At 43.6% G+C, this 13,140-nt stretch carries 8 protein-coding genes; all 8 read right to left on the bottom strand.

The genetic code is table 11. The features are described from left to right. Positions 1–6: 6 nt before the first annotated feature. On the bottom strand, positions 7–2,208 hold the full coding sequence (locus B1L02_RS13060; RefSeq protein WP_088531375.1) for a DDE-type integrase/transposase/recombinase: 2,202 nt from the start codon (positions 2,206–2,208) through the stop codon (positions 7–9). Continuing rightward, positions 2,205–3,086, bottom strand: a complete 882-nt coding sequence (locus B1L02_RS13065) for a TnsA endonuclease N-terminal domain-containing protein (RefSeq protein WP_157757242.1) — start codon at positions 3,084–3,086, stop codon at positions 2,205–2,207. Before B1L02_RS13065 ends, B1L02_RS13060 begins: the two co-directional genes overlap by 4 nt. Positions 3,087–3,602: 516 nt before the next feature. Then, positions 3,603–4,688, bottom strand: coding sequence for a hypothetical protein (locus tag B1L02_RS13070; RefSeq protein ID WP_088531377.1), 1,086 nt, complete (start codon positions 4,686–4,688; stop codon positions 3,603–3,605). Further along, positions 4,688–6,484, bottom strand: coding sequence for a restriction system-associated AAA family ATPase (locus tag B1L02_RS13075; RefSeq protein WP_088531378.1), 1,797 nt, complete (start codon positions 6,482–6,484; stop codon positions 4,688–4,690). The genes B1L02_RS13070 and B1L02_RS13075 overlap by 1 nt, the downstream gene beginning before the upstream one ends. Further along, positions 6,481–8,028, bottom strand: coding sequence for a restriction endonuclease subunit S (locus B1L02_RS13080; protein WP_088531379.1), 1,548 nt, complete (start codon positions 8,026–8,028; stop codon positions 6,481–6,483). Before B1L02_RS13080 ends, B1L02_RS13075 begins: the two co-directional genes overlap by 4 nt. After that, on the bottom strand, positions 8,025–9,686 hold the full coding sequence (locus B1L02_RS13085) for a type I restriction-modification system subunit M (RefSeq protein ID WP_088531380.1): 1,662 nt from the start codon (positions 9,684–9,686) through the stop codon (positions 8,025–8,027). Before B1L02_RS13085 ends, B1L02_RS13080 begins: the two co-directional genes overlap by 4 nt. A gap of 11 nt (positions 9,687–9,697) precedes the next feature. Then, a complete protein-coding gene (locus tag B1L02_RS13090) occupies positions 9,698–12,496 on the bottom strand; it encodes a DEAD/DEAH box helicase family protein (protein ID WP_088531381.1) in 2,799 nt (932 codons plus the stop codon). A gap of 3 nt (positions 12,497–12,499) precedes the next feature. Further along, positions 12,500–12,706, bottom strand: coding sequence for a helix-turn-helix domain-containing protein (locus tag B1L02_RS13095; RefSeq protein ID WP_088531382.1), 207 nt, complete (start codon positions 12,704–12,706; stop codon positions 12,500–12,502). Positions 12,707–13,140 lie beyond the last annotated feature (434 nt).

The following is a 13,140-nucleotide window of genomic DNA, read 5'->3' on the forward strand; positions in this document are numbered from 1 at the left end:
ACTCCATTAATCTCCGTATAACTCATCGTCAAGATCGTCCATTGACGTGTGACAAACCAACTCCTCAGAAGAATCGATGTCAAAAACTTCATCCAGTTGTTGCTGGTTTTTAATTCGTATAACCTGCTCTTGAATTTGTTGATTGGCTTTGACGCCCGGCTGCATAGACTTGCGTTTACTTTTAGGTGCTAACGATCGCTCTGCTTCTTGCTGCTCGGTAACAGCATCTATTCTAGTATCTCGCTTGGCTTTCTCCTCCAGTACAACCTGTTTGTGCTTGTGACGAATAACCTTGCGTTCTTCTAAATGATTTACAGCGAACTCCCAGTGGTGCCCTGCCAATACATTTGCATTGTTAATGTTCTTTAGCGTTAACTTAATTATCCGGCCATCATCTGCTTCATGGAGTAGCTCGTTGATGTTGTCATACATGTGTTTAACAATGATATTGAATGCCCCATGGTGCCTAGCTTTGGAATAACTTCCGCTGGATTTGAAATAGGGATGTACATAGGGAACTCCTTTAAAATAGACGGCATCAGAATGCACACTTGCACGCTCTTCTGGCAGAAGTGCCCAGCGAATTTTGGCTTCATCAACTTTTTGATTGAGTTTCTCAAGCTTCTCCATTTCCGCTAGACTACTCTTAAAAATAGAGTTGGGAGTGATCCCAACGCCATCTACAACCCCTTGAAAGCCGAGCTTTTTTAGACGGTCTGCTGAATTGTTGTGGTAGCAAATCTCGGCAATTAGAATAGCCACCAATGAATCATAATCATAAAGTGCGTTGTTTGAAGCGTGGGAATCTTCTCGTTTGGGCTGCGTTGGCACTGCACCTTCAAGGTATTTAATTACATCATTGTCGACGGTATCAAATTTCCGCTCCACGACGCCTTTAGCATCACCTCGATAAACTGCCATCAAACCAACATCTTCAATACCAATCCTGGCATCTAACAACCGTCCTAGAAATGAATCTTTGTATTCAGGGCCATTATCAATCGCAATCTGAATAGGCACATGTTCAGCAGCCCATTCCCCTTCATCAAGGTGAACACCAAAGCGTTTGGCAAACGCTACTTTATTGGTGCACGCGTTTGCCAGTGCTTGATATACCCCTTGCCAGTTTGGACCGCTTAACCCCAAGTACATTCCTACAATCATGGTTGAATGGACATCTACCACCAAATATAAGACAGGCCGGCCAACGGTATATCTACCTGTTGTATCAAACGGATATCGTAAATAAACATTCAGAATCGTAGCATCAATCTCGTAACGATACGTTGCGCCTAATACGCCATCAGTAGCCTCCCCCTGTTTGTCTTCAAAATCCTTCGCAAAATTAACATTGCCATGCTTTATCCGAAGTAGGTCAACCTTGCTGATTATTTGGTCAAAATGATACCTGAACATACCATCGGAAATTCGTTCGTGCTCAGGAAACGGTTTTTGCATGCGTCGATATCCAGCACGAGTTTTCTTCTCCACTATGTAACGTTCGTAAGTGGCGTGATAAAGCTCATATGCATACGACACAGAAAAGTTAACTTTTTTGGCTTTGATATATGCAACTGTTTTTCTGATATTTTCTTTATCGACTTCATTTATACAGCGGGCTTCAGAGAGAATCTTCAGCTTGCCATTCTTCCCGTTTGGACCCCGCTTAATCTGTTTGTCAGATAAATCTTTAACATGACGATAGTTTGACCCACATTGCGCCAACCCAAATGGCAACAATGAGTTTTTGGTACATCCAAAAATAATATAACGATTAAGGTCACAATAAAATGAAGCTTTCTCTCGATAGCCTCGTTCATTTCTAAGTAGTGCTTTTACCTCAGCACCCAAACCTTTGCCGTACAAATACTGATCAATCGTATCGGGCTCAATTAACGTTTTAATTCTATTGAATCTATAGTCACGTTTTTTCAGCCAGTTTTCCTTTTTCATGTCTTCGCGGATCCACTCATCGCTGCGTGTCATGACTGTCGGATACTCAAAGCTATCTACCTTCAATTTATGACGAACGACATGAACTGCAACGTCTTCTGCTCGCCATGGTTCAGGCTTAGAAAGATTACCTTTAGGGTCAAAACCATGTAAATCGAGTAAGGCAGCAAAGCGACGGCAACGACTGACGTGGCAAACAAACAAGTCTTTTTCTACATTTTCATTGGTTAAGCGCATTCCTCTTCGAAGCATCATAGCGATAACTCCACTGGGCGATGAAACTGAAAGCAACTGGTATGCTTTATTGGCAGAAAGTGCTTCAATATAGAGTATTGAAATAACTGAATTGACTCTTTTTCAGAACACTGTAAGTCACGCTGCACAGAACGTAGATGGAACTCCAAAGACTTAATGAAATGCTTTTGCCATGAACGACAGAAACTGACGACAAAGGACTGAACAATATCCGCAGGAAAATTTAAACGAGCAGCGGGTTCACAAAACTCAATATTCCACACTTCTTCCTTTGTTGCGTCCAAATCGGTGACAATACGATAATTAACGTTTCTACTTTCCCAGTAACGCTTTTCTATCTCAAACTTCTGCCATGAACGGGCATTTTTTCGAACTGGTTTTGGTTGTGAATTAGGTTCATCTGTATCAGTTTCCAGTATATTGCCCTCCTCATCCACCACAAAGATTTGAGAGGCGTACTTAAAGCTATACGCAGTGGTAATGATACGGCTTGGACTTTCTGGGTCTCGTGACTGCACCAGAAAGTCCGTTGTCATAACATAGGCCTCACAAGTTTCCCAGTTGCGCGGATGAATAAGGTTAGCAGCCACGGCGATATCTAAACTTTCATCCAGGTTAAGGGCATACTGCTCAAAAACACGCAGTGTACCTGGTGTATAAATAAGCTTTTTATACATACGTTTTTCGCCGTCACTTAATAAGTGCGCCTGACGCCTTTGTACATTGCAATATATCCAGTGCCGACGGCCAATCTGATTTACTGCACGAACGGTTAAATAGGGTCGATAACTTCCCGCTGTTAAATTCTGAATATCACGCTTCCACCGATTTAACTTTTCCATTTCTTTCGGTGTAGCAATGACCTCTCTTAATTTCATATGCATCCTGCAATTGATTACTTGGGTCTCAATATTTTGCACATAGATCAAACTTTGATCAACTACCCGAAATTCACATAAACAACTGATAAAACAACAGTTTTGTTGTATTTTCGCATCACAAAAAACATCAAATTTTAGAGGGTAAACATTGAATTAAATCAACAGAATATTTTTGGCGGAAAATAAGTTTTTGATATAAAAATGGAAACAATGATTTTGTTGTGAGGTATTTTGATGCTTTAAAAACTGAAACATTTCAACGCAAGCTAAACCGCTATTTTTAAGACATAGTCAAAATTGGCTGAAAATTTTTTTAAAAAACTTTTTAATAGCTCATAAAAGCAGCAAAAAAGCCAGTTGAGATCGCTTGCGATCAATTTGTTCACATACAGAGGTTAAACAAAGCCGATGGTATTTTGACCATATAATTAGTCGTTGAAGTGTTGGAGAGTGTGGCCAAGGAGCTTATGTCTTCAGCCTAGCCTGTTGTTCTAGTACAGTCTCAAACAAGCCTTACGCTTGAGTCGGTTCAACTCGCAACAACCCCTTTCTATCAGCTTCCCGAAGATAAGCTGATTTCAAGAACGCAGCTTCTACCCAAGGTGATTCGTTACAGGCAATTAGTTCTGCTTCCAAAGCTTCTTCAGGTGTGCGTTTATAGTTCTGGCATTCTATTTTTATTCGGTTCATCCAAGCTGTTCTTGTCGCATTTGAGCAGCACTTTGCCGATAGCCGCTTTTTAATTTTATAAAGGTGATTCCAAGTTTCAAGTTCTTCCTCGTAACCTAAGCATTCAATATCAACCACAACTTCAGTGGCTTGCTGCGGAAGTCGTGAGTGCGACAAAAACTGAAGTGATATTTCTATATCATATCTACTTTTTGAATACGGGAAAAACGCCCTTCTTGGATTACCGGCATCATCTAATAAGGGATCTTTAGCACCTTTATTTTGCGAGTTACATTTGTAGCATGAAGGAGCGAGGTTTTTTAAGTTTACGGAATTAAATGGGTAAACACTTGAAGGTAAATAGTGATCGTATGCTTCTCGCGTAGGGTCGTACTCGTTATCCATCGGCTGCAATCCACAGAACGGGCAACAAGGCAGATCATTTTCTTTTGCAAAATCATTATAATGGTCATGCAAATTAGCCCCTATTGCATCCCTAACAAGTTTCAAGTTAAAAAATCCGCAGCTATATAGCTTAGAGAAAAAATTCTGAATTTTTTTATCAAGTTCAGTTTGAGCAGCAGAAGAATAACGAACAGGGTTAGTGAGCCCTTCACATAAGGCTTGGATGTTGTTATTTGCTAAAAACTGTTTTTTTAGTGCTTTTAATTCAGGCGGCTGCAATGCTTTAAATTCATTGAAAATACCATTCACGTATTTGTAGAAAAATGCGCCTGCACCATCTTCTTTGCCAGCTTTGTCTTGGCGGTCTAGCTCTTCCATTATTACATACAATTTGGGCATGCCATTGAATAGATCCAGACTGTATTCGACCGTACCCGCTCGACACCAAACTCTAGCAAAAATATAAGCTATAAAACCATGCATGTAGCGCATTTTGTGAGGTAATTGAATATAAGGAAATAACATTAATCGCCCTTATTAGAGTGGTTGGTTTGCTCACCTCTTGCTAATACTTCTTGAATGGCTATTGAGCGCTCAATCGAGTCACCAAGAGTATCAATAATCAATTTTGCTAACTTATGCGGTTCAGTTTCCTTAAACTCGCTGGATAGCAAGTGTTTGAGAATGTCTTTTGCGTAGGCGCCAATCGTTTCCTGTTTGTTGAACGTTTCCATAGTGATCAAATTAATTGATGCACCCAGCGTATTGTATTCCGGCTTTTGGATACTAACTTTGCGCATGACTTTATCCTTGTCAAAGACCAGCACCTTGTCCTGCTGGCTGTCGGAGATTAAAAACGGGGAGTGGGTGGTGATTAGCATTTCCTGGCTAGCGTTGCCATCCTTCAGGAAACACTGGCGTAAGCGGCTGATAAAATTGGCGCGCCAGTCGGGATTAAAGTGAGTTTCGGGTTCATCCAGCAAAAACAGGCTATTGGTATTTCGGAACAACAAGCACAGACCAAGGCTGTGCAGCAATTGGTGCTCGCCGTCCGAAAGTTCTTTAAGAAGCATTGGCTGATCGACGCCTTGCTTTGTGAAGTAGAAATTTTTAAAACGCATAATGCGCTCGTCTGAAGCCAGAGTCGGTACTGTTTCGCTCACATAGTGGCTGCTGCTCTGATACAAATCAGCTTTCAGTTTGTCATTAACGGTGTAGAGATTAAGGGCCAGTAGCACCTGAAAGGCTTGAAACAATGTAAGTGGATCATTGCTGAAGTTTTCTCGAAAAGCCTGTTTGGTGGCGTCGTTTACCCAATAATCAAGTATTAGGGTATCGTCGGAATCGTCTTCATAGTTCAATGTGGCACAACGTCTTAAGCGCTCTAATATTGGGTCTATTTTTTCATTCGAACCTTCTGTTTTATCAATGTTATACAAAAGGTTTAAGTAGTAACGCTCTCTTTGCTCTTCTTCATCATAGAAGGAGCTGAGAGCCCCATTGCGCTTAGTAACGGCGTCAACCGATTTTTCATTTTCTAACGCAAAGGCCTCAAACTGTTCGGCCGTTAATTCTATCCTGCGGCGCAGAATAATGCGAAACTCCTTTAGTGCTTCAATGCCCACATCCTCGCCAAAGGGTTGCAGGGTATCATCGTCCTGAAACAACAAATTACATAGTAAAATGGCTTGGCTAAAACTGTTATCCATATACGCCATGCGGGTTTCAGGGTAGCCGGGGTAAGACAACTGTTGTATCAGCGCATTCCAGTACTCATCAAACTGGATAAAACGCATTTTAAAAAATGGCAGACTTAAAATCTCATTTTCGCCAGAGGAATAACCCAGTATATATTGCGGCAGAATAATATCAGCATAGCCACTGCCGAAGACTTCATTAATGTTGGTATCGAATTCGCCCTGGTTCTCCCACGTAAACCGAACCGTTTCATCCGCTTCTTTCCAAACGCTAACCTTGGCCCATTCCGGACTGTCTGGTCGGCGGTATTCTTTAGGCACACGAATCAGGTAATCCAATTCAAAGGCGGTGGGTGAAAGATACTGTTCATCACCTTGCAGTGCTTCGGGTAAAAAACTGCGCCTTACACGCTGAATTTCCAATTGATAAAAAATCGCAGCCAACACCTCCAGCAAATTTGATTTACCACTGCCATTGGGCCCAGCGCAGACAAATGGTGCAAAGCTGTTGGTATTGGCCAGCTCCTCTTGCAAGGTCTGTTTACTACGAAAGTGGTGCTCAAAGCCAGATGGCAGGCTACGAAAACCTCTCGGATCATTGATTTTCAGACGCACAAGTTTCATGCAGACTTTCCCGTAGTCAATCGAAGGCGGTTGTTTGCTTCATCAAGGTTCTGAGATAGCTTTTTAGAAGCTAATGCGTCGAATACCCATTTTTTTACTACATCGTAATCGCCAGTGCCTAACTCAAAATCATTATCAGGGTGCAATTCAGCAATACGGGTTTGAGCGGTGGCTAAAAATTTATCTGTCGAAAATTCAGCTCTACCTATTTGCTGGTAATAACTTTCCAGCCACTCATTCAGTAAACGTTCGCGCAGTGACATATCAGTTAGCGCGTCTAACAGGTATTCGGTATCAGGAAAGTTGATGGAAACATCTTCTGCCTCCGTTATTTCGACCTGTTCAGAGTAGTTGGCAACTTCGGCGTCGTCCCTAACATCAGATAAAGCCACTTGCGATAAATCCAACTCGCCTTTAAAGGCTTGTTGGCTAATTGCGCCGTAGAGTGATTCCAAATCGGTAAGGCTTTGCTGATAGCGATCTTTTATCGCTTCGATTCTTTCGAAAATTACGGCGAAAAGATTTTGAATGCTTATGTCTACCAAAGGTACCTGAAAATTTCTAATCTGAGTTAGGTTTAGGCCGGGCTTCGCTTGCCCATACTGCTGTTTTTTAATCTGTCTTTGACCGGAGTGCTCAGCTGACAGGTAAAAAGATAGGAAAACAGGATTAATACCTTTGGTTCTAATTATTGATACATGCTGGCTTATGTATGCTTCCTCAAAGTTTTCTGGAACAAAGCATACCCTGCCAATTTTTGAACCTGTAATGGTCAATAGCACGTCTCCACTCTGAACCCTTGTTCTGTCAGCTTCTGCATTAGAAGGAGGATTCACATAAGCAATATCATCTTTACCAATATGGTTCATCTGAACATCTAGGGAACGAATAAATCTTTTTCCTGAATCTGAATAATATTTTGCCCAGCCACGCCCACCACTTGTAAGATGAGTAATGTATCCATCCAGTTTTGCATACTGCCACCCCATGTCATTCCTTGCAAGATCGCCAAACATCTCTAAAAACTGGCTTTTGAGCAGGTCGTCGAGTTGTTGCAGGTGTTGTTTGCGCTGGGCGATCAGCCCTTCCACTTTTCCGAGCAGATGGGCAATACGGATTTGGTCGTTGAGTGGGGGAAGCGGTATCTCAATTTTCTTTAAAGTATCTTGAGTTATTGCTTTGAAAGTTGAGCCAGTACCAAGCGCATCAATTCTTTCCTCGTTAGCTTTAAGGAAGTAATAAAGAAATAATCTATCGAGTTCTGGCAAAGGCCGAATAGCGGAAAGGCCTCGCCCAATTATTGATTTCTGATTACAGATATTTACAGCACCAACTGGTGCTCGAACGGAAATAAGTATGTCGCCAGACTCTGCTATTTTGCGCTTATCACTTGTACACCACATACGGACTTTCGGATACATATCCTGAAAATCCGCTTTTCCTTGAAAAAATGGTAATCCTTGGCCGACTGAGTTATATGTTGTTGAGGCGGGTGATTGGCCTGCTATAACTTTTGCTATTTTTGCGAGTGGTTTGGAAATCATCCCACCACCCCCTTCAGTTCTAACAACTCACGCACAATACCACTTTGCACATTGGCTAGGTCCGCTTCATCCATATCACCCACTTCTGCCTGAATCAGGCGATCCAAAATCACGCTGGGTGCGTCATAATGCACTTCTTCAAATACATCTTCTTTGTAGCGGCTTAGCGAAAGATCATAGCTTTCTGCTTCGATTTCACTGCGTGGCACACTAAAATATTTGGCGGTTCTATCGCTGCTTTCTTTTAGCACATCGCGGGCGTGATATTTTTCGACAATATCTTGCAGGTCGCCATAGCTCTCCAGTTTACTGCGTTTATCGTCCAACGAATAACCATCGGCGGCCATTTCATAAAACCAGACTTTTTCGGTAGCGGGTTTATCAACTTTCTCTTTTGGACCCCAGACTTTGGTAAACAATAATATCGCCGTACTGACTCCAGCATAGGGTTTGAACACACCGCTGGGCAGGGTGATTACACCTTTTAAATCGCAACGCTCTACCAATATTTTGCGCAAATCCTTAAAGGCTTTACCCGAGCCAAATAACACACCTTGCGGCACAATTACGCCAGCGGTGCCGCCCTTTTTCAGCAGACGGTAAATGTTTTCGACAAACAGCAACTCGGATTTAGTGGTAGATAGTTGAAGATCTTCGTTGATGTCTCCTTTATCAATGCTGCCGGTAAAAGGAGGGTTGGCCATGATGATGTCGTATTCGGCTTCCTGAGTGTAACTTTTGCTGAGAGTATCTTTGTAATCGATATTCGGCTCTTCAATGCCGTGCATCATCAGGTTCATTAGGCCTAAGCGCACCATGGTGCTATCGATGTCGTATCCCCACAAAGAAGCGCTTAAAATTGCTTGCGCCTTGTTAGTCAGGGTTGAAGCAACGGATGTACGTAAAAAACCATCTTCATCGGGTTTTAAATCTTTTTTACCCGATTTTTTTGCCAGCTCAGTGACAATGTATTGATAAGCCCCCAGTAAGAAGCCGCCAGAACCACAGGCGGGGTCGGCAATTTTGTGGCCCAGTTGTGGCTGCACTAAATCCGCCAGCAGTTTAATGATATGGCGCGGGGTACGGAATTGGCCGTTTTTACCGGCGGTAGCGATTTCCGACAGAAGGTACTCATAGACATCACCTTGTATATCCTGAAAGGCCTGGCCTTTTTCTTGCGAGTCGCGCTCCATCACGGCAAAGATTTCGTCGATGGTTTTCACTGCCTCTACCAATAAGGCCGGTTTAGGGATAATAAACACAGCATTTTTCATATGGTGGGTAAAGTTGCTTTCAGCGCCATTCAAATCTTTTAAAAACGGAAAGACTTTACCTTGCACGTGCTGAAGCATTTCTTCGGCTTGCATACATTTGAATTCGCTCCAGCGCAGCGTTCGTTTTTCAATGGCATATTGTTTTGGCTTATCTTGGTTGCGGTATTCCGGTGGAATCCATTGGCCTTCGAATTTTGAGGTGTAGGCTTCTTCTGTCCATTCCGCATCAGCTTGGCGTTTTAAATCCAGTTCATCGAGACGCTTCATAAACAGCAGGTAAGTTATTTGCTCGATAGCAGTAAGCGGGTTACTGATACCGCCGCTCCAGAATTTATTCCACAGCTGATCGATTTTGCTTTTGAGTTCGGGGTTGTTCTGTAACATGATTTACCTTTTTAAGCAGCCAGCGTTTGAGCTAGCAGCAGAATTTCGTTGATTTCGGCGGGGCTGAACACCCCGCGTATGCCCTGCGGGTGAATGACCGTAAACGGGGCGTTGATTAAATCTTTCTTCTCGACCTTTTCGCGCTCGATGATAAAGTTTTTCAGCAGGTTTAAAAATTCCAGCTGACGGCTGTTGAGAGTGGTATGTGCTCGAATAAACTGGTCAAACGCAGCACTGACTTCGTCGGGGAAGCTTTTTAACACTTCGATACCCAGAATATGGCGAATGAACTGAATAAAACGCGCCTTGCGGTTTTTATACACCTGACGCAAAAGGTTTTCGGTAATGTGTGGGTGCTCTTCGTGTAGCAATTCGACCAGTTGTTGGGCTTCGTCGCTGTTTACCGCTTCGCCGTTTTTGATCTTTTGCAGTATGGGGTTATGGTCCGTAAGTTCGGCGATCAGGCTTTCGACCATTTCTCGGTAACGGGTTACACTAACCGCTTCATTTTGCGGGCCAAACTCCACCCATTCTTTTTCGTGCAATTCGTCAGCTAAATCAAGATGAGTTAGCTCTTGCCCGGTGTTTTGCTCGCGGAATTTCATTAACGGGCCGAGCTTGACCACCATCTCGTCAAAACGGTCTTCGTCTGCATTGCTCCAATACAGTGGCGTTTGTGCGGCGCGAATCAGTTCTTCTTCGATTTTGACAAAAGGTACAGAGAGGGGCAGCTCGCTGATTTGCTCGACAATGCCTTCTTTAATGGTTTCGGCCTGTTCTTTTTCTTCCTTTATCAATGCCAGCGAATGTTCCAGCACATCGCGCTCGAAGCGCATGGCTTTGAAGTCGCCTTCAGAAACGGTGCGAAACAGTGGTTTTATTTCGGCTCGCAGAAATTCGAGCTTATCGTGATTGAGCGTGAGCCAAAAATTCTCATCGTCAAGCCGGGAAAGACTTGCGGTAGCCTCTTTAATGACCACAGAGTTTTTTGGCAAAGCAGCAATTTGTACACGCAACTTTATCACTTCTCGCGCTGCGATATCAGCATTGCCAGTGTCATTCGCAGCTTCGATTTTATCTAGGCGCAAGCCTACTAATTTAACAGGTAGAGGCAACTGCGGTTTGAGCTCTTTGCCTTTGGGATTGAGCTTGAAATATTCGAAGTTATCCCAGCAGTCGAGAATCAAAAACACGTCTTTTTCTAAACACCAGGGTTTAGATTTATTGGCTTCTAGCAAACGTGTACCACGGCCAACCATCTGCCAGAATTTGGTGTAGGAGTACACGGGCTTGGCGAATACAAGGTTTACAATTTCGCGCACGTCGATACCGGTATCTAACATATCCACACTGATGGCAATGCGCGGCATATCGTTATTGGTAAACTGGTCGAGCAGGCCGCCTTTGCCGTAAACACGTGGGTCATCCGATACCAGTACCTTGGCCAGCTCGCCGTTGTATTGGGGATAGAGCTTATCGAAGATTTCTTCCATACGGCGGGCGTGAGCTTTGGTGGCGCAGAAGAAGATGGTTTTACCGGGCAAAACGCCGTTGGCGTCTTTAATGGCTTCTTCCATAAATTCGCGCACGATAAGGGTATTGGTGCCCTTGTTGACCACCTGTTTTTCCAGCTGGGTGCCTTCGAAGTTGATGTCTTCGACTTCTTTGCCTTGCAGGATCAGTTTTTTCTGGTCTTCTAATGAAATAGTGCGCTTGCTAATGCCTTCCATTTGGAACTTGGTCTGAATTTTCATCACCTGGAAATTGCAGAGGTAGGGCGGCACGTTGTTAACAGCTTCTTCGTAGGTGTAGGCAAAGGTGGGGATACCATCTTCGCAGTGAAACAGCTCAAAGGTGTTGTGGTCGATAATGTCGGTCGGTGTGGCCGTCAAACCCATGGTGATGGTTTTAAAATAATCGAGCACTTCACCAAAAGTGTTATAGATGGAGCGGTGGCTTTCATCGACCACGATAAAATCGAAAAAATGCGGTGACAGGTGCTGCGTTTCATCTCGAATAATATTAAGCATGGTAGGGTATGTTGCCACATAAACCCGACGGTCTTTCGATATTAGCTTTTCCCCCACATTGGGCCAGCGCGGCTCGTTGGGCATATGCTCTTTAAAGGCGGCCAGTGCTTGTTCACGCAAGGCAATACGATCTACCAGAAACAAGACTTTTTCGGCGTGGCCCGCACGCATCAGCGCATCGGTATGGGCGATGCAGGTGCGGGTTTTTCCAGTACCGGTTGCCATTACCAATAGGAAATCTCGCTTTTTTTGCTCAATACCTTCCAATACTGAACGAATGGCGCGTATTTGGTAATCACGCCCGGCAATGGAAGTGTTGATGAATTCTTGCGTGAGTGGCTTGCGATTACGGCGGATATATGCAAAACGCTCCAGATCATCACGCGTGGGAAATCCAACCACTTTGCGTGGCGGAGCGTTTTCAAGGTCCCAGAAGTAAAGAACGTGGCCATTGGTGTAAAAGCAAAACGGCAGTTCACCACCCAGTTGTATTTGGATGTTGTAGCAATATTGTTTGGCTTGTTCACGGCCAATGGCTGCATCTTTTGCGGTCTTTTTGGCTTCGACTACCGCCAGTGGTTTGCCGTCTTTTCCTAACAGTACGTAGTCACTGAACTGATGTCCTTCGTATTTAATGCGTGGTTCAGCAATGCCTTCCGGCAATGCAGTAACGATATCGAACTCTTCAACAACTTGGGTTGGGTCTTTGACGTTCCAGCCTGCGAGCGCCAACTGTTGGTCGATAAGTTCTGACCGGGTTTGTGCTTCGGTTTTGCTCATTCGCTACTGCACTCCTTGCTTGCCATTCTGCTCTTCATCTGCCCCACCAGCACGCACCCATTCATCCACCTCGGATAGCTGAAACTTCCAAAGGCGACCGATTTTATGCGCGGGCAGGCCTTTGCGTTCGCGCCAGCGGTAGACAGTATCTTTGGCGACGCCTAAGTGTTGAGCAACCTCGAGGGCTGTAACCCAGGATTCGGTGGACATGGTTTTAGCACCCGATAAAAGACTAAAGTCGTTTAAAATCGTTAGCAGTCTACTCAATTAACCTTTAAATGACTATACCAAATTACATAGCACAGTACTTCTCGTGCTGGCGTATTTGCGTTATAGCATAAGCAAAACACCCTATTTGGTTGCGTAAAGACCCATAGGTGCATGTTTGGCGTGGGTACATTCAAAGCGATATTTATGATTCTGTGAAATAAGCTATCGGAGTTCCCCTATTACTGCCAAAACGAATATAGAACAAGATCAAAGAGGGTCAGGCCTAAAACACTAAATGTGTTTTCGTTTTAGATGAAATATAAAAGCGAACCATTTCTGGTTCGCTTTTTTATTTTACTGACCTCAAAATCCAACTATCGGTTGCAAACTTTATTTGAGTTGCAAACTTAATTCCGATAGTTGCATTCTTTATT

Origin of the sequence: Pseudoalteromonas piscicida (assembly GCF_002208135.1) — a bacterium.
GTDB lineage: Bacteria > Pseudomonadota > Gammaproteobacteria > Enterobacterales > Alteromonadaceae > Pseudoalteromonas > Pseudoalteromonas piscicida_A.

Bases quoted from the DNA above. Each gene is read 5' to 3' on its own strand.
- B1L02_RS13060 (WP_088531375.1), bottom strand. From the start codon at position 2,208: ATGATGCTTCGAAGAGGAATGCGCTTAACCAATGAAAATGTAGAAAAA.
- B1L02_RS13065 (WP_157757242.1), bottom strand. From the start codon at position 3,086: ATGAAATTAAGAGAGGTCATTGCTACACCGAAAGAAATGGAAAAGTTA.
- B1L02_RS13080 (WP_088531379.1), bottom strand. From the start codon at position 8,028: ATGATTTCCAAACCACTCGCAAAAATAGCAAAAGTTATAGCAGGCCAA.
- B1L02_RS13085 (WP_088531380.1), bottom strand. From the start codon at position 9,686: ATGTTACAGAACAACCCCGAACTCAAAAGCAAAATCGATCAGCTGTGG.
- B1L02_RS13090 (WP_088531381.1), bottom strand. From the start codon at position 12,496: ATGAGCAAAACCGAAGCACAAACCCGGTCAGAACTTATCGACCAACAG.
- B1L02_RS13070 (WP_088531377.1), bottom strand. From the start codon at position 4,688: ATGTTATTTCCTTATATTCAATTACCTCACAAAATGCGCTACATGCAT.
- B1L02_RS13095 (WP_088531382.1), bottom strand. From the start codon at position 12,706: ATGTCCACCGAATCCTGGGTTACAGCCCTCGAGGTTGCTCAACACTTA.
- B1L02_RS13075 (WP_088531378.1), bottom strand. From the start codon at position 6,484: ATGAAACTTGTGCGTCTGAAAATCAATGATCCGAGAGGTTTTCGTAGC.